Here is a 22970-nt window from a genome sequence, read left to right on the forward strand (position 1 = left end):
TCCTTAATTACATATAATTACATAAATGTCATATATACCATAATGCGTAATGACCAAAACATAGTTGACTACCATTCATAAAATTAATGCAACGCTACTGTTCAAGTTTAGAAAAATTATTATCCATATTGAAATACGAAGTATATTTTTGAGGAGTTCTTAACAGGTTTATTTTACTCATAATTATCTCTCCTCTAATCATTTCCGTATCACCACCTTATCATATAGTTGTTTCTCCTGTCAATATTTTCAGGGGCAATGATGAGATATATAATTTTATACAGAAATTATCCCACAATAATGATATTCCAAAACCTTTTGCTAAATAAAAATATCCGGCAAAACAGTGGTCGCCGGATATAAACTATTACCTCTACTGGTTCATCCGTATTAAGAAGACAACTTAGGTCAACGCTATGCTTTTTTATTTATATTTTATCATACCAGGAAAAACCAAATCAAAAAAAGCCTGGCGAACCCTTTAAGTTCACCAGGCCGTCTTATTCAAATCTGGCGGAGAGAGTGGGATTCGAACCCACGAGACGGGTTTTGGCCCGCCTACTCGATTTCGAGTCGAGCGCCTTCGACCAGCTCGGCCATCTCTCCGCATGGCTCACGCCCTATATTGTAGCACATTTTTATCAGCTTCACAACTACAAGTTTTGACAACAAAACCCGGGCCTAAACCCGGGCATCTCTCTGCTTATTCAGCCTTAACTTCCGAAAAAACTCTTTCATCAGTTCCTGGCACTCCTCCGCCCGTACCCCGGCAGTCACTTCCACCTGATGATTCAAGCCCGGATGCCGGACCAGATCCATTAGACTATCTACCGCCCCAGCCTTGGGATCGGCGGCGCCATAAACCAGCCGTTCAATGCGGGCCTGGACAATGGCCCCGGCACACATAGGACAGGGTTCAATCGTTACATACAGGGTAGACTCGGTCAGGCGCCAGCCCCCCAGTTTACGGGCAGCTTCCCGTATAACCAGCATTTCAGCATGGCCAGTGGGATCCGGGGCCAGTTCCCGCCAGTTGTGGGCAGCAGCCACTACCTCACCCCGGCGCACCAGCACAGCGCCAATGGGCACTTCCCCCAGGGCCATAGCCTTTCTGGCCTCAGCCAGGGCCAATCCCATGTAATATGCATCATCGTGCTCCAGCTGCATCGCAATTCCCTCTGATGGTGTCCTCGTCAGGAGTCGAACCTGAATCTACCGCTTAGGAGGCGGTTGCACTATCCGTTGTGCTACGAGGACGGAAAATGGCGCGCCCGGCAGGATTCGAACCTGCGACCACCAGATTCGTAGTCTGTTACTCTATCCAGCTGAGCTACGGGCGCACAAATGGCGGAGAGAGAGGGATTCGAACCCTCGATACGGGTTTTAGCCCGTATAGTCGCTTAGCAGGCGACCGCCTTCGACCTACTCGGCCATCTCTCCAGCTTCTGACTGGCGGAGGGGGTGGGATTCGAACCCACGGAGCCCGTCAAGGACTCAACGGTTTTCAAGACCGCCTCCTTAAACCGCTCGGACACCCCTCCGCGATACATAAAAGAGTATAGCATAAGCTATTTTTCCTGTCAATAAACTCTGTTTAATTGCCTGTTAACTACCATTGCAGCCAGCAACATGAAAAAACAAACTGCACTGAGCCAGAGCCAGCCGCCCCATTGCCAGACATAACCCAGAAAGTAGCCACCAGCAGTTCCCCCCAGATAATAGCAGAGCAAATAGAGAGCCGAAGCCGCTGCCCGGGCCTGTCTGGCTTTACGGCTGACCCAGTTGCTGGTTGCGGCATGGGCAAAGAAAAAGCCAAAACAGAAGAAAATCAAGCCCGCTACAATCAAAAACAGCGGTTTCAGTATCATCATGACCAGGCCCAGTGACATCAAGACCAGACCGGTTAAAATGCGTTGCGGTATGGTCAGTCTGCCATCCAGCCGCCCCGATAAAGTGGAACTAAAGGTACCGGCCAGATAGGTTAAATACAAAAAGCCGGTAGCAGTAGCAGAAAAATAATAAGGAGCCTGTTGCAGGCGGAAACCCAGATAATTGAAGAGGCCAACAAAAACAAATAAAATCATGCCACCTAGAAGAAAAGCATTACGCAAAACAGGATTAGACCAGTGTTCCTTGATCTCCGCCAGTGCTTTCTGCCCGCTGAAGGGCCGGCTGCGAAAATGCCGGGAGGGAGGTAGCCACCAGAGGAAAAGCACATAACCCAGAAGGCATAAGCCCCCCAGGACTAAAAAGGCATAACGCCAGCCCCAGTAATCGGCAATCACGCCGCTGATAATCCGGCCACCCATACCGCCAATGGAATTGCTGCTGATAAACATTCCGATAGCAGCAGCCACAGCCCTCTGTTCATATTCCTCCCCAATGTAGGCATAGCCAAGGGCCGGTAAAGCGGCCAGAAATACTCCCTGCAAAGCCCGTAACAGAACCAGCTGAGGAAAGTTCTGCACAAACACAGCCGCAAAAGCCAGCAGGGCTGTTAATAGCAAACCGGCAGCCATGATCTTTTTTCTGCCCCAGGCATCGGAAACCGTTCCAAAAACCAGCATAAACACGCTCAGGGTGAAAATCACCGCCGAAACAGTCAAGCCAGTCTCGGCCGGTTTGACCCCAAACTCCCGGGTAAAAAGGGGCAAAAGGGGCTGGGTGAAATGCAAATTGGCAAACACCGCCATCCCCCCGATGCTCAAGGCAATATTGGCTTTCAGATATTCCCGGCTACCTGCCTGGATCCTGGTCTTGCTTGCGACTTCTCTGCTCTCCCCCATAGCTGTCTCCCTTCCCCGTAAATGAGCTAACAGACACGGGCACTATACCCGTGTCTGTCCCTTTTTCTATCTAATTACTTCCAATCCACCCATGTAGGGCCGCAGGACTTCCGGTATCACTACCGAACCATCTTCCTGCTGATAGTTTTCCAGGATAGCAGCCAGGGTTCGGCCAACAGCCAGCCCTGACCCGTTCAGGGTATGGACATATTCCGGTTTGGCTTTGGCATCCCGGCGGAAGCGAATACCAGCCCGCCGGGCCTGGAAGTCTTCGAAATTGGAACAGGAGGAAATCTCCCGGTAGGTATTGTAACTGGGCAGCCAGACCTCCAGGTCATAGGTTTTGGCCGATGAAAAGCCCAGGTCACCGGTACACAATACCACTACCTGGTAAGGCAGGCCCAGCAGTTGCAGCACCCGTTCCGCATTGTTGACCAGTTTTTCCAGTTCCTCATAGCTGTCTTCCGGTTTGGTGAATTTGACCAGCTCCACTTTGTTGAACTGGTGCTGGCGAATGAGGCCGCGGGTATCCCGGCCGTGGGCCCCGGCTTCGGCCCGGAAGCAGGCACTGTAGGCACAGTGATAGATGGGCAGCTGACTGCTATCTAAAATCTCTTCCCGGTACAGGTTGGTAACCGGAACCTCAGCGGTAGGAATCAGGTAGTAATCTGTCCCTGAAACAGCAAACATGTCTTCCGCAAATTTGGGCAGCTGCCCGGTCCCGGTCATGCTTTTGCTATTGGCCAGAAAGGGTGGGAAAACTTCCACATAGCCATGTTCCCGGGTATGTAAATCCAGCATGAAATTGATCAGCGCCCGTTCCAGACGGGCCCCTGCCCCCTTGAGGAAGGTAAAGCGGGTGCCGGTCACCTTGCCGCCCCGTTCAAAATCCAGAATGCCCAGGGCTTCCCCGATTTCCCAGTGAGGTTTGGGTTCAAAATCAAATTGCCGCGGTTCTCCCCAGCGCCGCACTACCGGGTTATCGTTACTGTCAGCGCCAACAGGAACGGAGCTATGGGGTACATTTGGGATAGTCAGAACGATTTCTTCCAGTCTGGCTTCGATTTGAGCCACCTGCTCATCCAGTTCCTTGATGCGATTGCCCACTTCCTTCATAGCCGCCATCAGCTCAGTAGCATCCTGACCCTGTTTTTTCAAACGGCCAATTTCTTCCGAAGTGGTATTGCGCTGATTTTTCAGCCGCTCAACTTCCACCAATAACTTCCGTCTCTGCTCATCTAGTTGCAGGAACTCCTGCAGGGAAACCGCTGCCCCCCGGTTCTTTAAAGCCTGTTCCACTATTTCCGGGTTCTGGCGGATGAATTTGATGTCCAGCACGAATTTCGCCTCCCATTTCCTTGATTAAGGAATATTTTACTATATCTATTCCTGTTTGGCAAAGGGCTTTTGCTGGCATTATGCATACATTATACCTGGTCGCAGGAAAAGTATCCCCACTTCCATTGCGGAAGTGGGGATAGGTGTTATAATGCCTTCTGATCGACATCCCAGATCAGGGAGCCCAGATGACAGGTATCATTGAGTTTACTTAGCCGCCAGCGACCATCTGGCAGGTATTCCACCACATTGATACAGGTGTTATCCTGGCGGAAGAGCCAGAAGTTGGCCAAATCCATGCCCAGGGCATAACAGAAGAAAGCGCGGATAGTGGCATCATGGCTCAGTACCAGCACCGTCTCCCCGGGATGGCGTTTGGCGATCATCTCCAGAGCTGCTACTGCCCGATCCTGGACCTGCTTAAGGCATTCCCCGCCCCCGGGCATGGTGATTTGATGGGGAGCGGATTGCCAGATCTCCAGTTCCACTCCGTATTGTTCCTTTACCTCATGGGCATACAGCCCCTGCCAGCAGCCATGGTGAATTTCCGTCAATCCCTCCACGATTTCCACCGGCAGCTGATGCTTTTCTGCAGCTTTTCTAGCAGTTTCATAGGCCCGGCTCAGCGGACTGGAATAGACAGCGGTGATGGGTAATTTAGCCAGGGCCTCAGCCAGCCTTTCCGCCTGCTGCCAGCCCAGCGGGGAAAGTTCAGTGTCCAGCTGGCCCTGATAACGCCCTTCCCGGTTCCAGTTGGTTTCACCATGGCGGGCAAGAATAATTCTGGTCATAAACTAAAGCTCCTCCCCGATTAGTTTTTCTATAAAGAAACGAACTTGACATCGATAATGCCATCTATTTTGGCTATTTCTCCTAGAATTGCCTCCGGTACCACATTATCCACCGCCAGCACCATCACAGCCCGGCCACCCACCTGTTTGCGGCCCACCTGCATTCCAGCAATGTTGATGTCATGCTCACCAATGAGGGTGCCCACCCGCCCGATGATCCGGGGCTTATCAATATGGGGGGCAACCAGCATGTAGCCTTCCGGCACCATGTCGATGCGATAACCGTCTATTAAGACGATGCGGGCATCATTATCCCGGAAGAGGGTACCGCCAACGGCTTTAGGACAGGGCCCGCCTGTCAGTTTGACGGTAATCAGGTTGGTATAGTCATGGGCCTCTTCTTCCCTGGTTTCCATGATGCGCAGGCCCCGCCCCTTGGCCAGCTGTACCGCATTGACATAACTGACCGGCACATCACTGTAGGATTCCATAATCCCCTTGATGATGGCGGTAGTCAGGGGAGCGGTATTGATGCAGGCTACATCCCCGGCATAGGTGATCTCGATATTCTCAAACTCGGAAGTGAGCTGGGAGATAAACTTGCCCAGCTTTTCCGCCAGGGCCAGATAAGGTTTAACCACCAGAGCATCTTCTTTGGGAATGGCCGGCATATTCACAGCATTCTGGGCCATGCCGCCCTGCAGGATGGTGACAATCTCCCGGGCCACATCCAGAGCCACATTGACCTGGGCTTCCTCGGTAGATGCCCCCAGATGCGGGGTAACTACCACATTGGGCAGTTCAAACAACGGGCTTTCCGTCGTGGGTTCCACTTCAAAGACATCCAGCGCTGCTCCGGCCACCTTACCTGTCTTCAGAGCCTCATACAGATCCTGTTCATTGATGATGCCACCGCGGGCAACATTGATAATCCGTACCCCCGGCTTCATTTTGGTCAGGGTTTCCCGGTTAATCAGGTTAACCGTTTCCTTGGTTTTGGGCAAATGCACGGTGATAAAGTCCGCTTCCCGATAGACATCCTCCAGGGACACCAGTTCCACCCCGATTTCCCGGGCCCGCTCATGGGTGATATAGGGGTCATAACCGATGACCTTCATGGCAAAGCCCTGGGCCCGTTTGGCCACCGCGGTACCAATCCGCCCCAGCCCAATAACCCCCAGGATTTTATCCCGCAGCTCCACGCCGGTAAATTCCTTGCGCAGCCATTTCCCCTTTTTCAAGGCCTCATTGGCCTGGGGTACATGGCGAGCCAGGGCCAGCATCAGGGCCAGAGTGTGTTCAGCCGCGGCAATGGTATTGCCATCGGGAGCATTGACCACAATAATACCATGCTGAGTAGCAGCCTGAACATCGATATTGTCCACCCCGACACCGGCGCGGCCGATTACCTTCAGGTTTACCCCCGCCGCAATAATGGGGGCAGTGATCTTGGTAGCACTGCGCACCACCACGGCATCATAGGCGGGAATCATCTCCACCAGTTGCTGTTCGCTCAGCTTTTCCTCGATTACGTCCACAGTAAACCCGGGTTCCCGCAAGATATCTATTCCTTTTTCACTGACACCATCTAAGACCAGTATCCGCATAAAAATCCCCTTTCCCCTTATCTAACTTCATTAACTGCGAAACCTCTTACCCTTCCAGAAATACCTTCTGGGCGGCAGCCACACCGGCACCCAGCTGTACCGGATAGCCCACTTCAACCAGGGCCATTTCCAGCGCCCCAATAGCCAGGATAATATCCAGCTTATCGGCATAACCCATGTGGCCGATCCGGAAAATCTTGCCCTTCAGTTTGCCCTGGCCACCGGCAAAAGTGACCCCGTATTTGGTACGCAATACCTTGCGCAGGTCTTCGGTATTGAGCTGGTCATTGCCCTTAACAGCAGTTACAGTATGGGAAGCTACTTCATCAGCAGCCAGCAACTCCAGGCCCAGTGCTCTGATCGCGGCCCGGGTAGCTTTTGTCATAAGGGCATGCCGGGCAAAGACTTCCGGTAAGCCTTCCGCCAGGATCATGTCCAGAGCAGCTTCCAGCCCGTAAAAGAGGGTAACATTGGGAGTCCAGGCGGTATTCCACTCCGCCATATTTTTTCTGGCCTGCTTCAGGCAGAAGTAGAAACGGGGAGCTTTGGCCGTCTCCATAGCCTGCCAGGCCTTTTCACTGACACTGACCAGAGCCAGCCCCGGCGGCAACATCAAGGCCTTCTGGCTACCGGTAACCATGATATCCACCTGCCATTCATCAGTGCGGATATCCATCCCGCCCATGGAGCTGACGGCATCCACCAGCAGGACAGCATCGGTTTTGGCCACCAGGGCTCCCAGACCCCCGATATCATTGGTCACACCGGTGGAAGTCTCATTGTGGGTAGCCAGCACGGCCCGGTACTGATTGGTAGCCAGCTTTTCCTCTACCTGTTTCAAATCAATGGCTTCACCCCAGGGGAACTCCAGAGCATCTACCTCTGCCCCGTATAAACGGGCGATTTTGGCAAAACGCTCGCCGAAGTTACCGGTAACCAGGGCCAGTACCTTGTCCCCAGGGCTGATCACATTGGCCACTGCCGTTTCCAGTCCCCCCGTACCGGACTGGGTGAGAATAAACAGGTCCTTTTCAGTCTGAAAAACCTGTTTGGCCTTTTTAATCAGCCGTTCGTGCAGTTTGGCAAAGTCCCCACTGCGGTGACCGATCATGGGCCGAATCATGGCCTGCTGGACCGCCGGTGGAATAGGTGTCGGCCCAGGAATCATCAGATACTTTTTGTCCTGCAACATTAAAATCAACCCCTCTCCCGGATTTAGATGATTATTATAAATAGAAAAGCTCTCATCCATAAAGCCTCAGCTTTAGGGACGAGAGCTTGTTCCCGCGTTGCCACCCTAATTGGCCAAAAGGCAATAATATCCCCTTGACCCTCTCGATGCGATAACGGCGCCACCGTATCCACTTACCAGGCCACGGCCCTTCGGTGGATCCCCTCCAGGGCGGATTCAGCAGTTCCCAGGACCGGTTCGCACCAACCACCGGCTCTCTTGCCTGTTTCCTGCCTATGTTCCCTTTCAACGGGTTACCCTTATGAGATGATGGTTAGATGGAATTATAAGAAAGGACCAATCTCCTGATTGGTCCTCTGGTCACTGCTGCTAAAAGGGTAAACGAAGCCACAAACGCATCCTGTCGCTCCCTGTCCTTTTGCCTGAGAGATTGACCTGCCGGCTGGCAGGCTTGCTCCTTCGGCGCCCGGTCTTGCCAGGTCTCTCCAGAGGTCTGTCCGGTTACAGTACCTGGCTCAAAAGCCACCTGAGAGTTTGAGCGGCATAATACCGCCTTGCCCCTTCGGCGGTAACGGGTAAACCCCGTTACCTTCTTCTGCAACCTTCATCCAGAAGCTGTATTCATTTTTGTTTACAATTATACGAAGACAAATGTCTTATGTCAAGTAACATTCACTTATTTTTTACACAAATCCACAAAATACTGATGCAAACGATAATCCTCGGTCAGCTCGGGATGGAAAGCCGCCGCCAGCGCCTTGCCCTGTCGGGCCAGGACGATCTTGTCCTGGAAGGTAGCCATTACCTCAACCCCGGAACCAACTCGTTCAATGTAGGGGGCCCGGATGAAAACCGCCCGCAGGGGCTGTGCTCCGATAGCGGGAACCGGCAAATCCACTTCAAAGCTGTCCACCTGTCGACCATAGGCATTGCGCTTGACAGTCATCTCCATCAAGCCCAGCCGCGGCTGTTCACTGCCCATAATCTCGGTTGCCAGCAGAATCAAGCCGGCACAGGTTCCAAAAACCGCCATCCCCTGCTGAAAACGCTCCTTGATTTCGGAGAGCAGGCCAAAATCCACCATCAATTTGCCGATGGTAGTTGATTCACCTCCGGGGATTACCAGCCCCGCCAGCTCTGCCAATTGCTCCTTTTTACGTACTTCAACAACTTCCACACCCAGTTTTTCCAGCACCAGCCGGTGCTCCCGAAAAGCACCCTGCAGAGCCAATACCCCGATTTTCATTTTACCAGCCCCGATCCTGCATTCTCATTTCTGGAGTAATAGTGGAAATATCGATCCCGACCATGGGCTCACCCAGGTCTTTAGAAACTTCCGCCAGTACCTGCGGATCATTGTAGTGGGTTGTGGCAGCTACAATGGCCCGGGCCCGTTTGACCGGATCCCCGGATTTGAAGATACCGGAGCCGACGAAAACACCATCACAGCCCAGCTGCATCATCAAAGCTGCATCAGCAGGAGTAGCGATACCGCCAGCAGCAAAGTTCACCACCGGCAACTTCCCGGTTTTGGCCACTTCCACCACCAGTTCATAGGGAGCGCCCATCTCCTTGGCTGCAGTCATCAGCTCTTCCTGGGGCAGCATCTGCAGACGGCGAATTTCTCCCATCACCGTGCGAAAGTGTTTGACTGCTTCCACCACATTACCGGTACCAGGCTCGCCTTTGGTCCGGATCATAGCAGCCCCTTCCCCAATCCGGCGCAGCGCTTCCCCCAGGTTTTTAGCCCCGCAGACGAAGGGTACCTTGAACTCCCATTTATTGATGTGGAATTTATCATCCGCAGGAGTGAGGACCTCGCTTTCGTCAATATAGTCCACGCCCAGGGACTCCAGGATCTGGGCCTCCACAAAATGACCGATTCGGCACTTGGCCATTACCGGGATGGTGACCGCATCTTGAATGCGCTTGATTACCGTGGGATCGGCCATGCGAGCAATTCCGCCCGCGGCCCGGATATCGGCCGGTACTTTTTCCAAAGCCATAACGGCACAGGCGCCCGCTTCCTCAGCGATTTTAGCCTGTTCCGGTGTAGTTACATCCATAATGACGCCGCCTTTCAGCATTTCTGCCAGGCCAGCTTTAACGCGAAAAGTTCCCCTTTCCATGATGTTCTTCCCTCCTACACTTTGTTCCTGAATATTTTACTACACTTTTCCTGCGCTGACAAGCTATCTGTACTATTCCGATAGAGAAAGTATAAAAAGTAAATGCCCGGCTCTCAATTCTGCCGGGCATGGCAAGATAAAATATTTCCTATTGTTTGGGTACATTCTCTCCGTGACAATCCTTACATTGATTGGTAGCTTTGCTGCCATTATGACATTTCAGGCAGACCGGCATTTTGATCCTGGGACTTCCTGGCTGCCGGGTGGAATGCACCAGACCAGCATGACAATCCACACAGTCTACTCCCTTCTGAGTATGATATTCATGGGGAACCACCAGCCCCCCCGGAGGAGAAATATCCCGCTGCCGGCTATGGCAATCCAGGCAGACCGCATTGGGCACTATGGTTTTCTTCTTGATGGGTTGATTGTAAAAACCGCGCCAGTGTTTATAAGCCAGCTCGGTCATGGGTACATTGGGATGGCATTTGAGACAGCCAATGCGGCCATGGGTAGATAAGCGCCAGGAATTGATCTGTGGTTGCATTTCATGGCAACTTCCGCAAAGGCTGTTTTCTTCTTTATTTTGGGTATAACCGATACTGCCTACGCTAAAAAAAGTAGCAATCAATAAACTCACTACCAGCATGGCCATCGTCAATGTACCCCAGACCCGAAATGTTTTGACCATTTTCCTGTCCCTCCTTTAGCTTAACCCCAGAGGCAAATATTCAGCCAGAAACCAGCCCAGGATGAGAAAGTAAATGATCATTTCAACGATAATCAAACCTTTGTTGCGACTGTGTTTGAAGACGGCCATGCCTCTCCCTCCTGTCCTTCCTCCGGTATCAGGATGATTTTTTCCTGCTCCTTTTTAATTCGCTCCAGTTCCAGGGGATGTTCGTGTTCCATTACCCTAATATCCATCAACCCATTAAACCAGGTTGTGCTGCCCGGGAAAAAATCGGGATTGAAGTGAACATTATAAAAATGCCAGACAAAGATAGCCAGAATGGCCAGTACCGCCTCATCACTATGACCAATCCGCCAGCAATCAATGAGCCAGCGGGGCATCAGGGCCGCTCCCCATTCCGGCATCATCATGAAAATACCGGAACCACCAATGATGAACATCCCCCAGAATACCGCCCAGTAGTCAAACTTCTCCTTGTAGGAATAGCGGTCAAACCGGGCTGGTTGGTCAGTAAGACCCAGCTGGTATTTCAGGTGTTGCACCAGGTCAGTTACATCCTTTAAAGTTGGCATAATGGCCCAGCCCAGATCTTTTTTAACCAGCATTTTGTAAAACATCCAGACCAAATGATAAATACTAACTGCAATCATGGTTAATCCGCTGCCGATATGAATATTGAGCATGGTATCCGGCCCGCCAAACCAGCGGGCAAGGGCCAGGGATAAACTGTTATCATGCCATTTAATGGGCAAGCCGGTAATAGTACAGAGAATAAAGGTAGAAAACATACCAATGTGGTGAATACGTTGATGAAGATTCCAGCGTCTAACTGCAGCCCGGTAGTGCCTTTTTTCCATTCCAACCCCTCCTAGTGTTGCTGTTCCCCGCTGGCCAGCGCATTTCTAAGCTTGCGATACAGTTCCAGCTGCATATGAATGATTAACAAAGTAACAACAATTATAGTTAACCAGACAAAAAACTTCAGGGTATAGTACATGGGAGCTCCTTCACCCTCTTTTTCCAGAAGAAAATGCTCTTTCCCCGCAGCAAAATTGACTTCAGGCTTAAAATGACATTTAGCACAGGTTTTTGGGGTATTGGTTTTGCTCACCGGCGAAGCCGCCATACCGGGCCCCTTAATTTCATGGGAACCATGACAATCCACACAGCTGGCCGCTTTCTGACTGCCCAGCAGAACCGCTTTGCCATGGAAGCTCTCTTCATAGGACTCCTTGATCCGCCCACTGTGACATCCTGCCGCAGTACAGGTATGGGGGATTTGCTGTTTGGCTACCAGCGCCAGGGCGTCTTCTTTTTTGCGGATATTGTGCACCCCATGACAGGCACTGCACCGCACCTTCCCGTTATGCACACTGTTGCTGTATACCGCAGTTACATCCTTATGACAGTCCCGGCAATTATTATCAATAGCTACTCGCATTTTTTCCCCGGTCAGGGCCCCGGTATGGGGATAATCAGTAATATCCCGATGACAGGTGGTACAGCGATTGGTTCCATGCTGGGAAACCAGATATTCCCCTTCATCAACATAAAGACTGACTATTTTGCCATCCATTTTGGTTTTCAGCCCGATGGCGCCATGGCAGCGCAGACAGCCTTCATTGAAGCGGCGATTTTCCGCCAGTTTGGCAGCAAATTGTTCTTCAGCTCCAAAAGCCGTCCCCTGTTTAAACCAGCAGAGGAACAGCCCCATTAATATCAGTAAGGTCAGCCTCAACGGGCTCATTGCTTTTTTCATTATTTCGCCTCCTTATCAGTACCCGTCTCACGGATGCACCATAACCCCTGCTACAGCAACGGAAATAGCTCCTATCCAGATCACCAGGGTCAGTAAAACAAACAGGAGCATACCCGAAACATTTCTGGTTTTAACCTTATAAAGGGTAACATAAGCACTCACTGCCAGAGAAAAAAGCAAACATAATACCCCCAGCGTTATTAATACAGCCTTTAACATGCTCAATCCCCCCTTACATCACCGCCGGCCAGACCAGACTGACGGCCAGCACAAAAGTTATTGCCGAAATGAGCACCCCCAGGAACATGGTTAACAGAGACCTTACCACTCCATTGCCAGCAGGCAACACATAGAACGCTACATATCCGCCTGAGCTAAAACCAAACACCAGTGAAAGAAGTGCACCAATTCCCAGCAAAGTTAACATTGGACAACCCTCCTCCACAAAAAAACCGAACCTCCCTGAGGCCCGGCCAGCTACCGGTCTCAGGACTTGAAAGTCTCCGGACTGGGTTTAACGGTATTTGGTTTCCCAGTTACTGCAATCTTCCCTAGTATCGATGATAATGAAGCGCTTGCAATGTCTGCATTTAATGTAGATTTTGGTACGTGCCCTTTGTGCAACGATTTTGCCACACATACAACGAACATCAGCCATTAAATGACTTACTTCCGCCCCTTCCTTGTGGGGAATAATACCTGCCACACCTTTCACCTCCTTCGCCAAAGAAAAAGACCGGTCAGGAGTTCCTGTCAGGAACTCCTGCCGGTCTCCGGACTCAAAGGTCTCTGGACTCTAGAATCACTATGAAGTTTTAAAATGAATAACAGGTTTGGTACGCATTTCATTTAAACGGATTAGAATAAACCTTTTGCAACGACGACATTTAATGATCAAGGTATTATCCACAACCTGACAGATCAGTTTACCACACTGACAATTGACATTGCCCATACAAAACTCACTTCCCTCCCCGGCAGTAAATCTTCGCTGACTTACCGCCTCTCCCAACCATAACCGCTGCAGGAGATTGTGGCCAATTTCACATTCGCGGCGCCGCTTGTTTGTGAAACTTTGTACGTATATTATTCTTCTTCGGTTGCAAAAATCCTGCTTATTGTCCTTCAATTTTTTAAATTTTCCTTCGAATTTATTCGACAAATTTTTTTGTTGACAACATGGGCATATCGGTGTATCATATTCTTTGCGACGGGGCGTAGCGCAGCTTGGTAGCGCACCTGCCTTGGGAGCAGGGGGTCGCAGGTTCGAATCCTGTCGCCCCGACCATCGCAATTCCAGGATATAATGCAAGAAAAAGTGTTGACAAACACGGAATGGTTGTGTAAAATACAGAAGTGCATATGGCCCCTTGGTCAAGTGGTCTAAGACACCGCCCTTTCACGGCGGTAACACGGGTTCGAATCCCGTAGGGGTCACCAGCCTGCCGGCGTAGCTCAACTGGTAGAGCAACTGACTTGTAATCAGTAGGTTGCGGGTTCAAGTCCTGTCGCCGGCTCCAGAATATCTATGGAGGAGTTCCCGAGTGGTCAAAGGGAGCAGACTGTAAATCTGCCGGCTGACGCCTTCGTAGGTTCGAATCCTACCTCCTCCACCATTTCGCTGGGGTGTAGCCAAGTGGTAAGGCAGCGGACTTTGACTCCGCCATGCGTTGGTTCGAATCCAGCCACCCCAGCCATTGTTTCATGAGCCATTAGCTCAGTCGGTAGAGCACCTGACTTTTAATCAGGGTGTCGCTGGTTCGAGTCCAGCATGGCTCACCATTATCCGCGCGGGTGTGGCGGAATTGGCAGACGCACTGGATTTAGGTTCCAGCGGGAAACCGTGGGGGTTCAAGTCCCTCCACCCGCACCAATTGTGGGCATTATGCGGAAGTGGCTCAGTGGTAGAGCATCGCCTTGCCAAGGCGAGGGTCGCGGGTTCGAATCCCGTCTTCCGCTCCAGGCGCCCGTAGCTCAGTGGATAGAGCGCAGGTCTCCGGAACCTGGTGCGTAGGTTCGATTCCTACCGGGCGCACCATCAGCTTGCCACTATAGCTCAGTAGGTAGAGCGCATCCTTGGTAAGGATGAGGTCACCGGTTCAATCCCGGTTAGTGGCTCCAGTTTAGCACGGAGAAGTACTCAAGTGGATCAAGAGGCAGCACTGGAAATGCTGTAGGGGGCGCAAGTCCCGCGTGGGTTCGAATCCCACCTTCTCCGCCAGTTTAAAATGCGGGTGTAGCTCAGTGGTAGAGCCCCAGCCTTCCAAGCTGGTTGCGTGGGTTCGATTCCCATCACCCGCTCCACTATCAACGCGGGGTAGAGCAGTTGGTAGCTCGTCGGGCTCATAACCCGAAGGTCGAGGGTTCAAGTCCCTCCCCCGCAACCAAACACGGGCGATTAGCTCAGTTGGTCAGAGCGCTTGCTTGACATGCAAGAGGTCACAGGTTCAAGTCCTGTATCGCCCACCATAAGTATGATGAAAACCGCTAGTTCAGGTTCGAACCTGATTAGCGGTTTTTTGTTTCATAGTACTGCTATTTATTTTTCTGTGCAGTCACAGTATAATGGAAATAGACAATTAATCCCTTTTAATACTTGAAAGGTGATAGCTATGGCTGGAATTCTTTTAAGTATTGACTGGGATTTTTTTGTGCCTGCCCGGCCGGAATGGCAGGTATCCTTGCGGGAAAGCGTCCGCAACCAGAATCAACTCTGGTATAAGCGGTATCTGGTAGCCAAACGCCAGGGCGAGGATTTAAGCAAAACTGTGGACGTTATCCCTTTCTATTATCTTTTTCCCTGCTATCTGCAAAAATATTTTTCTTATTCCCCTGATGCACTCTTGCTTGTGACCGATTCTCATAAATATTCTTACGAACTGGCCAGAGAAATGGATATCGAGTATGTGATCCTTTTTGATACCCATGCCGATTTAGGATATGGCGGGCTGGCTTCCCTGGATTATGAAGTCAATTGCGCCAACTGGCTGGGGAAGTTATTGCAGGAAAAAATTATTAAGCGGGCAACCATTGTTTACAGCCCCCACACCTTAGAAGACCCGGGCTGGTTTAGCGAACAAAATCGTACTTTCCCCATAGGTTACACCAGCCCCTTTCTTCTTCCATCACCGCTCCCGCTCTCAGCCATTCATATTTGTCGTTCGGGCGCCTGGACACCACCCTGGCTGGATCAAAAATTTGAAAAACTGGTCCGGACTTTTAAGTTACCGGTACAAAAACAGGATCTGCCTGCAAGGGTCTGGAAAACCTCTTTCACCCTTGCCGAACAAGTAGATGCTCTGATTTGTTAGGATTAATTTTGAGCTTTAAAACAGAGTTGTCCCAATGGTACACCTTGCGCCAGCGTGAGTATCAGGCAGTCATTTCTTTTACATTTGTCAGCCCCTAAAAAAAAGAGTAAAATTGAATTGTGATTTTGGTAAAAAGGATGGTTGAAATGCATACCTTTGGCTTTGTCCGAGTCGGGGCAGCTGTGCCCCGTTTGAAAGTGGCTGACATCGATTATAACCTGCAGCAAATAATTCAGTTAATCCAGGCGGCCGATCAGAATAACCTGGCCGTGCTGGCTTTTCCGGAGCTGTGTCTTACCGGTTATACCTGTGGCGATCTTTTCCTGCAGGGCCTGTTGCAGGATAAAGCCAGACAAGCCCTCCTGGCTCTGGCCCAGGCTACCAGGACCAACGAGGTAGTGGTTGTAGTTGGTTTGCCTCTAGTCATCAAGCACCGCCTGTTCAATTGCGCTGCTGTCCTGCAACGGGGCGAGATCCTGGGGATTGTCCCCAAGATCTATCTGGCCAATCAGAAGGAATTTTATGAGAAACGCTGGTTTTCTTCCGGTCAGGAGTTGATTAGGGAACTGTCCAATGTAGAACTAACGCCAGGATACCCTGTTCCTTTTGGACAGCTTTTATTTCACTCTCCCCAGTTAGGCTATACTCTGGGTGTGGAAATTTGCGAAGACCTCTGGGCCGTTATCCCGCCCAGTTCATTTCTGGCCGTTCAGGGGGCCAATTTACTCATCAATCTCTCAGCCAGCAATGAACTGGTAGCCAAAGCCGATTATCGCCGGGAGCTCATCCAGCAGCAAAGTGCCCGCTGCCTGGCCGGTTATCTCTACGTTTCTGCCGGCGTGCACGAGTCCACCACCGATACCGTTTTCGGCGGTGATTGCCTGCTGGCTGAAAATGGGGTGATTTTAGCCTCTGCTCCCCGTTTCCAGCGGGATAACCTGTTACTCTGGTCAGAAATTGATGTGGAACGCCTGAATTTAGAGCGCTTAGCCAATAAAACCTTTGCTGACAGCTGTCAACTGGTGACTCCGCCGGTACCAGCCCGCCAGGTAGAAATTCAGTATTACCGGGATTATGATTATACCAGTCAACCCTTACGGCGCCATATCTCTCCTCATCCCTTCATTCCCCAGGATAGCGGCGCCAGGGACCGGCGCTGTCAGGAGATTTTCCAAATTCAAGTGGCTGGTTTGGCCAGGCGCCTGGAGCATACCGGCGCCAAAACCGCTGTCCTTGGTATCTCCGGTGGCCTTGATTCCACCCTGGCTCTGCTGGTTACCTGCCAGGCCTTTGATTTGCTGGGTTATCCCCGCGAACAAGTCCTGGCGGTCACTATGCCCGGTTTTGGTACAACTGATACAACCTATACCAATGCCCTGCAGTTAATGCAGGCTCTGGCGGTAACCTGTAAGGAAATCGATATTAAACCCGCTTGTTTGCAGCACTTTCAGGATATCGGGCACGATCCAGCCCGGCATGATATTACCTATGAAAATGTTCAGGCGCGCGAACGCACTCAGATCCTGATGGATTTAGCTAATCAGCACGGAGGGCTGGTAGTCGGGACAGGGGATTTGTCAGAACTGGCTCTGGGCTGGGCTACCTATAACGGGGACCATATGAGTCATTATGCTGTCAATGCCGGGGTGCCCAAGACCCTGGTCAAATACCTGGTGGAATGGGTGGCCGAACATGCTGCCGACCCCGCCACCGCCGCCTGTTTACATCGCATTCTGGCCACTCCCATCAGTCCGGAGCTACTGCCTCCTGATGCCAGTGGCAATATCCAGCAAAAAACAGAAGACATCGTCGGACCCTATGAACTCCATGATTTTTTCCTTTACTATCTAGTTCGTTTTAATCTGCCGCCACGGAAAATCGCTTTCCTGGCTGATCAGGCTTTTACTGGTAGGTATGCTGGAGATGAAATCCGCAAGTGGCTAAAAGTCTTTTATCGCCGTTTTTTCAGTCAGCAATTTAAGCGCTCTTGTTTGCCTGATGGACCCAAGGTGGGTTCGGTCTCCCTCTCCCCCCGGGCCGACTGGCGTATGCCCAGTGACGCCCAGGTTAACTTATGGTTGAAGGAACTGGAAAATTTTTAAAAGGCCATTAAAGGCCTTTTTATTTTTTATCTTAATAATTGTCCGTGTATGGTGTATTCCCGGAAACAAGTTATTGAATTTTTCCGAAAATTATGTTACTATGTCCATGGTTGTTGCACAATACATATCAAAAAAGGAGGCTTTTTATGGCACAACTAGTCGACTTGCTCAACAGCTATGTCTGGAGCAAAGCCCTCATCTACCTCTGCCTGGGAGCAGGCATCTATTTCTCCCTGCGCATGCGCTTCTTCCAGGTCCGTCACATCAAGGACATGGTGAAATTGCTCCTTGGTGGTGGCAGCTCCGAACAAGGGGTATCTTCTTTCCAGGCCTTTGCTCTCTCCGTTTCTGGCCGGGTTGGTACCGGCAATATCGCCGGGGTTGCTACCGCCATCGCTTATGGTGGGCCTGGTGCAGTTTTCTGGATGTGGGCCATCGCCTTCCTGGGTGCCGGCTCGGCTTTCGTGGAATCAGCTCTGGCCCAGATTTATAAAGTAGAGAAAGATGGCCAATACCGGGGCGGTCCTGCCTACTACATCGAAAAAGGACTGGGTATGAAATGGTATGCTGTCACCTTCGCGGTAGCTACCGTGCTGGCTATGGGCTTCCTGTTGCCCGGTGTCCAGTCCAACAGTATTGCTGCCAGTATCCAGAACGCTTTTGGCGTCAGCCCGGCCATTACCGGTGCTGGTGTAGTGGCATTGCTGGGCCTGATTATCTTCGGTGGAGTCAAACGTATCAGCCGTGCCGCTGAATTGATCGTTCCTTTTATGGCAATCGGATATATATTAATGGCACTCATATTTATGGTTGTTAATATCACTGAAGTTCCCCATGTTTTTGCGCTGATTTTCAAAAATGCCTTCGGACTGGATCCCATGTTTGGCGGTATCCTGGGTTTGGCTGTTTCCTGGGGGGTAAAACGGGGTATCTACTCCAACGAAGCCGGTCAGGGTACTGGTCCCCAGGCAGCCGCTGCTGCTGAAGTTTCCCACCCGGCCAAACAGGGCTTTGTTCAGGCCTTCTCCGTATATGTGGATACTTTACTGGTCTGTTCTGCTACTGCTTTTATGATCTTGATTACCGGTAAATACAATGTCATCAATCCTGCCGGCGGCTTTATTGTCGAAAATCTGCCCGGAGTGGATATAGGTCCTGCTTATACCCAGAAAGCTGTGGAAACCCTCTTCCCCTCCATTGGTGCAGGTTTCGTAGCAGTTGCCCTGTTCTTCTTTGCTTTCACCACCTTGATGGCGTACTACTATATCGCTGAGACCAATATCGCCTATCTGTTTAAAAACAATAGCAAAATCGCTATAAACTTGCTGCGTTTCGCCCTGCTGGGCTCCACTTATTACGGTGCGGTCAAGACCGCTACCGTAGCCTGGGGCCTGGGTGATCTGGGCGTAGGTATCATGGCCTGGTTGAATGTCATCGCCATCCTGACCCTGCAAAAACCGGCACTGCTGGCATTGAAGGATTATGAAGAGCAAAAAGCTCTGGGCCTGGATCCGGTTTTCGATGCGGTCAAACTGGGCATCAAGAATGCCGATTTCTGGCTCACCTATAAACAGCGGCAACAGGGTCAAAACAAAGGTACAATGGCCGCCAAGTAGTAAGCAAGCCCCTCTGCTCCTGGCAGAGGGGCTTACCTTTACCCTATTTTCTCCACGCGAACCGCCGCTACTTTCAATTCCGGAATTTTGGCAATGGGATCACGAGCGGTATTGGTCAGCAGGTTAGCTGCACTTTCGGCAAAATGGAAAGAAGTAAAGACTGTGCCAGGCCGTATCATCTCCGTCACTTTGGCCTTGATGGTGATTTCACCCCGGCGCGACACCACCTTCACCAGGTCCCCATCAACAATGCCCAGACGGCAAGCATCCTGAGGATGAATCTCCAGATAATCAGCAGGCATAAATTCCGCCAGGCCCCGGGAACGCCTGGTCATGGTACCAGTATGGTAGTGGGTACGGCGCCGCCCGGTATTGAGTACCAGGGGATATTCCTCATCAGGCAGCTCTGCCGGTGGTGTAAAATCCACGGCATGGAACTTGCCCAGCCCCCGGCTGAATTTGCCCACATGCAGAATCGGCGTACCGGGGTGGTCAGGGCTGGGGCAGGGCCACTGCAAGCCACCCTGTTCCAGCCGCTCGTAGCTGATGCCACCATAAGAAGGTGTAACCCTGGCGATTTCAGCCATGACCTCTGCCGGATGGCTGTAGTCCATTTTCAGCCCCAGGCGACGGCCGATTTCCGCCAGCACCTGCCAGTCAGCCCGGGCCCCTCCAATGGGCTCAATGGCTTTCCGCACCCGCTGCACCCGCCGCTCGCTATTGGTAAAGGTGCCATCCTTTTCAGCAAAGCTGGCGCCCGGCAGCACTACATGGGCCAGACGGGCTGTTTCCGTCAGGAAGATATCCTGGACCACCAGGAATTCCAGGTGCTTGAGAGCTTCTTCCACATGCTTGATATCCGGGTCGCTTAACATGGGGTTCTCACCCAGAATGAACATGCCTTTGATGGACCCGGCATGAGCAGCTTCCAGCATTTCTCCCACCGTCAAACCAGGGGTGGCAGGCAGATAATCCACTTCCCAGGCTTGCTGGAATTTGAGGCGGACCTGTTCATCTGTTACACTCTGGTAGCCGGGCAGGACATTGGGTAAGCCGCCCATATCGCAGGCTCCCTGGACGTTGTTCTGACCTCGTAAGGGATTGACCCCGGAGCTGGGTTTGCCCAGATGGCCACAGAGCAGAGCCAGGTTAGCAATCGCCAGGACATTGGCAGTTCCAGAAGTATGCTGGGTCACGCCCATAGTATAGAAAATAGCGGCTTTTTCCGCCCGGGCATAGGCCCGCGCTACCTGCCTAATGGTCTCTGCCGGCACCCCGACATAGTTTTCCACCAGTTCCGGTTTGAAGTTGGTTAGGCTGGCTGCCCATTCCTCAAAGCCTTCTGTCCGCTCCTTAACAAATTCCTTATTCCAGAGGCCTTCCTCAATGATAGTGTAGGCCAGGGCGTTGAGAAGCGGGATATTGGCCCCTGGTTTAATTTGCAGATGCTCTTTAGCCAGAGCAGCAATTTCCGTGCGCCGCGGGTCGACCACAAAGAGAGTGGCTCCCCGGCGGACTGCTTTTTGCATTTCCACCCCGATGATGGGATGGGCTTCAGTGGTATTAGAACCGATTACCAGTAAAACTTCACAGTCCTTGATTTCACCAATGGAGTTGGTCATTGCCCCGCTGCCAAATGCCATCGCCAGACCGGCGACAGTAGAGGAGTGTCAAAGGCGGGCGCAATGATCGATATTATTGGTGCCAAAGGCAGCCCGGGCCAGTTTGTTGAGAAGATAATTTTCCTCATTGGTGCAGCGAGCCGAAGCCAGAAAAGCCAATGCTTGCCCGCCGTCCCGCTCCTTGATTTCCTTCAGTTTACTGGTGACCAGGTCCAGAGCCTCATCCCAGCTGGCCGGTACCAGTTCACCGTTTTTGCGAATCAGAGGAGTGGTCAAACGCTCCGGGCTATGGATGAAATCATAGCCAAAGCGGCCTTTGATGCAGAGGTGTTTGCCATTGACTTCCCCGCTTTCATCTGTAGTAACCCCAACTACCTTGCCATCCCTGACATTCAGCTGAATGGTACAGCCGGTGCCACAATAGGGGCAGATGGTGCGAACCTTTTTCATCTCCCAGGGCCGGCCCTGGCCTACCATCTGCTTTTCCACCAGCGCCCCTACCGGACAGACAGCGACACAGCTGCCGCAGCCGATACAGACGGACTCGCCCATGCCGGTATCCAGAGCCGGGGTGATTTTGGTATTGAAACCCCGGTAGGCGAAATCCAGGACACTCCGCCCCTGGATTTCTGCACAAACCCGCACACATTTGCCGCAGAGGATGCATTTGTTATTATCCCGCAGGATAACGGGGCTGCTCTCATCAATGGGAAAATCATGCCTTTCCCCCTGGTAGGAGGGCTGGCGTACACCATAGCGGTAAGCATATTCCGCCAGCTTGCAGTTGCCGGTTTTATGACAGGTCATGCAATCTTCCGGGTGGTTGGCCAGCAGCAATTCCAGGATGGTTTGCCGGGCTTCCCGCACCTGCTGGCTTTCGGTATGGACCACCATCCCATCAGTCGCTTCAGTAACACAGGAGGCAGGCAGATTGCGCATACCCTCGATTTCCACCACACAGATGCGGCAAGCGCCGGGCCGGGTTAATTCCGGATCATGGCAAAAGGTAGGAATGTCTAGACCGGCAGCCTGGGCTGCTTCCAGCACGGTAGTGCCTTTGGGTACAGTCACCTGCCGGCCGTCTATAGTCAAAGTAACAGTGCTCATCTCTCTCCCCCCTCTTTCTGGAGGTTAGCCAGGATTTCGGTCAGGCCCAGAGCCTCTGCCCAGGGTGCCAGGCGGAAACTGCCATCTTCATTGCGCAAGTAAGGCGGCTGCGCCTTGGGATTGTAGCGCAAATCCATGCCCAGGCGCCCTTTCAGGCACAGAGGGCGTCCCGGTGCAGCCTGCCCGGCAGCAACACCAACCACCTGACCCTGCTTTTTGAGCAGGAAGAACTGACAACCCGCTTCACAGAAAGTACAGGTTTTTTCCTCCCGCTCCAGTTCCCAGGTACGGCCCAGACCAGCAGTGCGCTTATCCACCAGGGCCCCTACCGGACAGACGGAAACGCAGTTATTGCAGTAGATGCAGTTGGAGAAAGCCAGATCAGTATCCAGAGCCGGGGCAATTTTGGTATTAAAGCCCCGGTAGGCAAAGTGAATTGCATGCTGACCGCGGATCTCGGCACAGATGCGGACACATTTGCCACAGAGAATGCATTTATTCAAATCCCGCTGGATGTAAGGGTTGCTATCATCCAGGGGATAGGCATGGCGTTCGCCGCCAAAACCTGGGTCCCGTACTCCGTATTCATAGGCATACTGCTGGAGCAAACAGGCTCCGCTGGCCTCACAGGTGAGGCAATCATTGGGGTGGTTGGCCAGCAATAACTCCAGGATGGTTTTCCGGGCCTCCATTACCGCCGGAGAATGGGTTTCCACTTCCATTCCCTCTGCCACCGGCGTGACACAGGAAGCCGGTAGATTGCGGGCCCCTTTCACCTCCACCACACAGAGCCGGCAGGCCCCGGGTTTGGAGAGGCGGGGATCGTAACAGAGGGTGGGAATGTTGATGCCCAGCTCCCGGGCTGCCTCCAGAACCGTATATTCGGCGGGAACCGTCACTTTTTGACCATTGATAG

The 22970-nt window shown here is 51.9% G+C and carries 19 protein-coding genes, 19 tRNA genes, 1 riboswitch and 1 other annotated feature; of the genes, 17 read left to right on the plus strand and 21 right to left on the minus strand.

Going from position 1 to position 22970, the window contains the following annotated elements; translation table 11 throughout:
* Nucleotides 1-511 precede the first annotated feature (511 nt).
* The 19 genes from JDF658_RS07205 to JDF658_RS07295 all read right to left on the minus strand — a co-directional run bounded on the left by JDF658_RS07205 (nt 512) and on the right by JDF658_RS07295 (nt 13002).
* Nucleotides 512-606 (minus strand) — tRNA-Ser (locus JDF658_RS07205).
* Nucleotides 607-681: 75 nt separating this feature from the next.
* Entirely contained in the window at nt 682-1161 is a 480-nt protein-coding gene (tadA, locus tag JDF658_RS07210; RefSeq protein WP_375804195.1) for a tRNA adenosine(34) deaminase TadA, read from the minus strand.
* Between the two features lie 21 nt (nt 1162-1182).
* Nucleotides 1183-1257, minus strand: a tRNA-Arg gene (locus JDF658_RS07215).
* Between the two features lie 6 nt (nt 1258-1263).
* A tRNA-Arg gene (locus tag JDF658_RS07220) sits at nt 1264-1340 on the minus strand.
* 5 nt (nt 1341-1345) lie between these two features.
* Nucleotides 1346-1440, minus strand: a tRNA-Ser gene (locus JDF658_RS07225).
* 10 nt (nt 1441-1450) lie between these two features.
* Nucleotides 1451-1541, minus strand: a tRNA-Ser gene (locus JDF658_RS07230).
* 39 nt (nt 1542-1580) lie between these two features.
* A complete protein-coding gene (locus tag JDF658_RS07235; protein ID WP_079907000.1) occupies nt 1581-2786 on the minus strand; it encodes an MFS transporter in 1206 nt (401 codons plus the stop codon).
* Nucleotides 2787-2852: 66 nt separating this feature from the next.
* The gene (serS, locus tag JDF658_RS07240) at nt 2853-4124 is read right to left on the minus strand and encodes a serine--tRNA ligase (RefSeq protein WP_078664721.1); all 1272 of its coding nucleotides are present in this window, start codon (nt 4122-4124) and stop codon (nt 2853-2855) included.
* Nucleotides 4125-4270: 146 nt separating this feature from the next.
* Complete coding sequence (locus JDF658_RS07245; RefSeq protein WP_079907002.1) at nt 4271-4915, minus strand: histidine phosphatase family protein; 645 nt, start codon at nt 4913-4915, stop codon at nt 4271-4273.
* Nucleotides 4916-4944: 29 nt separating this feature from the next.
* Nucleotides 4945-6522 carry a phosphoglycerate dehydrogenase gene (serA, locus tag JDF658_RS07250; protein WP_079907003.1) on the minus strand — a complete coding sequence of 526 codons (1578 nt, stop codon included), beginning with the start codon at nt 6520-6522 and terminating at the stop codon, nt 4945-4947.
* A 46-nt stretch (nt 6523-6568) separates the two neighbouring features.
* Nucleotides 6569-7714 (minus strand): alanine--glyoxylate aminotransferase family protein, encoded by a 1146-nt coding sequence (locus JDF658_RS07255; protein WP_078664724.1) that lies wholly within the window; start codon nt 7712-7714, stop codon nt 6569-6571.
* 71 nt (nt 7715-7785) lie between these two features.
* Nucleotides 7786-8012 (minus strand) — a binding site (T-box leader).
* A 102-nt stretch (nt 8013-8114) separates the two neighbouring features.
* Nucleotides 8115-8213, minus strand: a riboswitch (glycine riboswitch).
* Nucleotides 8214-8390: 177 nt separating this feature from the next.
* Nucleotides 8391-8960: a pyridoxal 5'-phosphate synthase glutaminase subunit PdxT gene (gene pdxT / locus JDF658_RS07260; protein ID WP_078664725.1), complete on the minus strand. Its 570-nt coding sequence runs from the start codon at nt 8958-8960 to the stop codon at nt 8391-8393.
* 1 nt (nt 8961) lies between these two features.
* Nucleotides 8962-9846 (minus strand): pyridoxal 5'-phosphate synthase lyase subunit PdxS, encoded by an 885-nt coding sequence (gene pdxS / locus JDF658_RS07265; protein ID WP_078664726.1) that lies wholly within the window; start codon nt 9844-9846, stop codon nt 8962-8964.
* A 145-nt stretch (nt 9847-9991) separates the two neighbouring features.
* The gene (locus JDF658_RS07270; RefSeq protein WP_078664727.1) at nt 9992-10534 is read right to left on the minus strand and encodes a cytochrome c3 family protein; all 543 of its coding nucleotides are present in this window, start codon (nt 10532-10534) and stop codon (nt 9992-9994) included.
* A 92-nt stretch (nt 10535-10626) separates the two neighbouring features.
* The gene (locus tag JDF658_RS07275) at nt 10627-11394 is read right to left on the minus strand and encodes a formate dehydrogenase subunit gamma (RefSeq protein WP_079907004.1); all 768 of its coding nucleotides are present in this window, start codon (nt 11392-11394) and stop codon (nt 10627-10629) included.
* 11 nt (nt 11395-11405) lie between these two features.
* Nucleotides 11406-12296, minus strand: a complete 891-nt coding sequence (locus JDF658_RS14790; RefSeq protein ID WP_079907006.1) for a cytochrome c3 family protein — start codon at nt 12294-12296, stop codon at nt 11406-11408.
* A 27-nt stretch (nt 12297-12323) separates the two neighbouring features.
* The gene (locus JDF658_RS07285; RefSeq protein WP_079907007.1) at nt 12324-12515 is read right to left on the minus strand and encodes a hypothetical protein; all 192 of its coding nucleotides are present in this window, start codon (nt 12513-12515) and stop codon (nt 12324-12326) included.
* 13 nt (nt 12516-12528) lie between these two features.
* Nucleotides 12529-12723 (minus strand): hypothetical protein, encoded by a 195-nt coding sequence (locus JDF658_RS07290; RefSeq protein ID WP_078664731.1) that lies wholly within the window; start codon nt 12721-12723, stop codon nt 12529-12531.
* Nucleotides 12724-12810: 87 nt separating this feature from the next.
* Nucleotides 12811-13002, minus strand: coding sequence for a hypothetical protein (locus JDF658_RS07295; RefSeq protein ID WP_079907009.1), 192 nt, complete (start codon nt 13000-13002; stop codon nt 12811-12813).
* A gap of 505 nt (nt 13003-13507) precedes the next feature.
* Between JDF658_RS07295 and JDF658_RS07300 the strand changes: the two genes are divergently transcribed.
* From JDF658_RS07300 to JDF658_RS07380, 17 genes are all read left to right on the plus strand, one after another.
* Nucleotides 13508-13584: transfer RNA gene (locus tag JDF658_RS07300), tRNA-Pro, on the plus strand.
* Between the two features lie 76 nt (nt 13585-13660).
* Nucleotides 13661-13736, plus strand: a tRNA-Glu gene (locus JDF658_RS07305).
* Between the two features lie 4 nt (nt 13737-13740).
* A tRNA-Thr gene (locus JDF658_RS07310) sits at nt 13741-13816 on the plus strand.
* Nucleotides 13817-13826: 10 nt separating this feature from the next.
* Nucleotides 13827-13912, plus strand: a tRNA-Tyr gene (locus tag JDF658_RS07315).
* Nucleotides 13913-13918: 6 nt separating this feature from the next.
* Nucleotides 13919-13993 (plus strand) — tRNA-Gln (locus JDF658_RS07320).
* 9 nt (nt 13994-14002) lie between these two features.
* A tRNA-Lys gene (locus JDF658_RS07325) sits at nt 14003-14078 on the plus strand.
* 8 nt (nt 14079-14086) lie between these two features.
* Nucleotides 14087-14169 (plus strand) — tRNA-Leu (locus JDF658_RS07330).
* Nucleotides 14170-14183: 14 nt separating this feature from the next.
* Nucleotides 14184-14258 (plus strand) — tRNA-Gly (locus tag JDF658_RS07335).
* A gap of 1 nt (nt 14259) precedes the next feature.
* Nucleotides 14260-14334 (plus strand) — tRNA-Arg (locus tag JDF658_RS07340).
* A 7-nt stretch (nt 14335-14341) separates the two neighbouring features.
* Nucleotides 14342-14417, plus strand: a tRNA-Thr gene (locus JDF658_RS07345).
* Nucleotides 14418-14426: 9 nt separating this feature from the next.
* Nucleotides 14427-14517 (plus strand) — tRNA-Ser (locus JDF658_RS07350).
* A gap of 9 nt (nt 14518-14526) precedes the next feature.
* Nucleotides 14527-14600 (plus strand) — tRNA-Gly (locus tag JDF658_RS07355).
* Between the two features lie 7 nt (nt 14601-14607).
* Nucleotides 14608-14683, plus strand: a tRNA-Met gene (locus JDF658_RS07360).
* A gap of 5 nt (nt 14684-14688) precedes the next feature.
* Nucleotides 14689-14765, plus strand: a tRNA-Val gene (locus JDF658_RS07365).
* Between the two features lie 143 nt (nt 14766-14908).
* The gene (locus tag JDF658_RS07370) at nt 14909-15607 is read left to right on the plus strand and encodes a hypothetical protein (RefSeq protein ID WP_078664733.1); all 699 of its coding nucleotides are present in this window, start codon (nt 14909-14911) and stop codon (nt 15605-15607) included.
* A 146-nt stretch (nt 15608-15753) separates the two neighbouring features.
* Nucleotides 15754-17709, plus strand: a complete 1956-nt coding sequence (locus JDF658_RS07375; RefSeq protein WP_079907012.1) for an NAD(+) synthase — start codon at nt 15754-15756, stop codon at nt 17707-17709.
* Nucleotides 17710-17855: 146 nt separating this feature from the next.
* Nucleotides 17856-19325: a sodium:alanine symporter family protein gene (locus JDF658_RS07380; protein ID WP_079907010.1), complete on the plus strand. Its 1470-nt coding sequence runs from the start codon at nt 17856-17858 to the stop codon at nt 19323-19325.
* A gap of 38 nt (nt 19326-19363) precedes the next feature.
* On the opposite strand, the gene fdhF is transcribed toward JDF658_RS07380, so the two are convergent.
* Together fdhF and JDF658_RS07390 are read right to left on the minus strand one after the other, a co-directional pair.
* Nucleotides 19364-22054: a formate dehydrogenase subunit alpha gene (fdhF, locus tag JDF658_RS07385; RefSeq protein WP_079907011.1), complete on the minus strand. Its 2691-nt coding sequence runs from the start codon at nt 22052-22054 to the stop codon at nt 19364-19366.
* Nucleotides 22051-22968 (minus strand): 2Fe-2S iron-sulfur cluster-binding protein, encoded by a 918-nt coding sequence (locus tag JDF658_RS07390; RefSeq protein WP_143311970.1) that lies wholly within the window; start codon nt 22966-22968, stop codon nt 22051-22053. Before JDF658_RS07390 ends, fdhF begins: the two co-directional genes overlap by 4 nt.
* Nucleotides 22969-22970: the final 2 nt, after the last annotated feature.

The sequence above is a fragment of the Carboxydocella sp. JDF658 genome (assembly GCF_002049395.1).
GTDB lineage: Bacteria > Bacillota.

What these genes read in the sequence shown, in the direction of transcription:
- serA (WP_079907003.1), bottom strand. Translation starts at nt 6,522, where the DNA reads ATGCGGATACTGGTCTTAGATGGTGTCAGTGAAAAAGGAATAGATATC.
- JDF658_RS07270 (WP_078664727.1), bottom strand. Translation starts at nt 10,534, where the DNA reads ATGGTCAAAACATTTCGGGTCTGGGGTACATTGACGATGGCCATGCTG.
- JDF658_RS07285 (WP_079907007.1), bottom strand. Translation starts at nt 12,515, where the DNA reads ATGTTAAAGGCTGTATTAATAACGCTGGGGGTATTATGTTTGCTTTTT.
- JDF658_RS07235 (WP_079907000.1), bottom strand. Translation starts at nt 2,786, where the DNA reads ATGGGGGAGAGCAGAGAAGTCGCAAGCAAGACCAGGATCCAGGCAGGT.
- JDF658_RS07255 (WP_078664724.1), bottom strand. Translation starts at nt 7,714, where the DNA reads ATGTTGCAGGACAAAAAGTATCTGATGATTCCTGGGCCGACACCTATT.
- JDF658_RS07375 (WP_079907012.1), top strand. Translation starts at nt 15,754, where the DNA reads ATGCATACCTTTGGCTTTGTCCGAGTCGGGGCAGCTGTGCCCCGTTTG.
- pdxT (WP_078664725.1), bottom strand. Translation starts at nt 8,960, where the DNA reads ATGAAAATCGGGGTATTGGCTCTGCAGGGTGCTTTTCGGGAGCACCGG.
- JDF658_RS14790 (WP_079907006.1), bottom strand. Translation starts at nt 12,296, where the DNA reads ATGAAAAAAGCAATGAGCCCGTTGAGGCTGACCTTACTGATATTAATG.
- JDF658_RS07380 (WP_079907010.1), top strand. Translation starts at nt 17,856, where the DNA reads ATGGCACAACTAGTCGACTTGCTCAACAGCTATGTCTGGAGCAAAGCC.
- JDF658_RS07370 (WP_078664733.1), top strand. Translation starts at nt 14,909, where the DNA reads ATGGCTGGAATTCTTTTAAGTATTGACTGGGATTTTTTTGTGCCTGCC.
- JDF658_RS07290 (WP_078664731.1), bottom strand. Translation starts at nt 12,723, where the DNA reads ATGTTAACTTTGCTGGGAATTGGTGCACTTCTTTCACTGGTGTTTGGT.
- JDF658_RS07245 (WP_079907002.1), bottom strand. Translation starts at nt 4,915, where the DNA reads ATGACCAGAATTATTCTTGCCCGCCATGGTGAAACCAACTGGAACCGG.
- JDF658_RS07275 (WP_079907004.1), bottom strand. Translation starts at nt 11,394, where the DNA reads ATGGAAAAAAGGCACTACCGGGCTGCAGTTAGACGCTGGAATCTTCAT.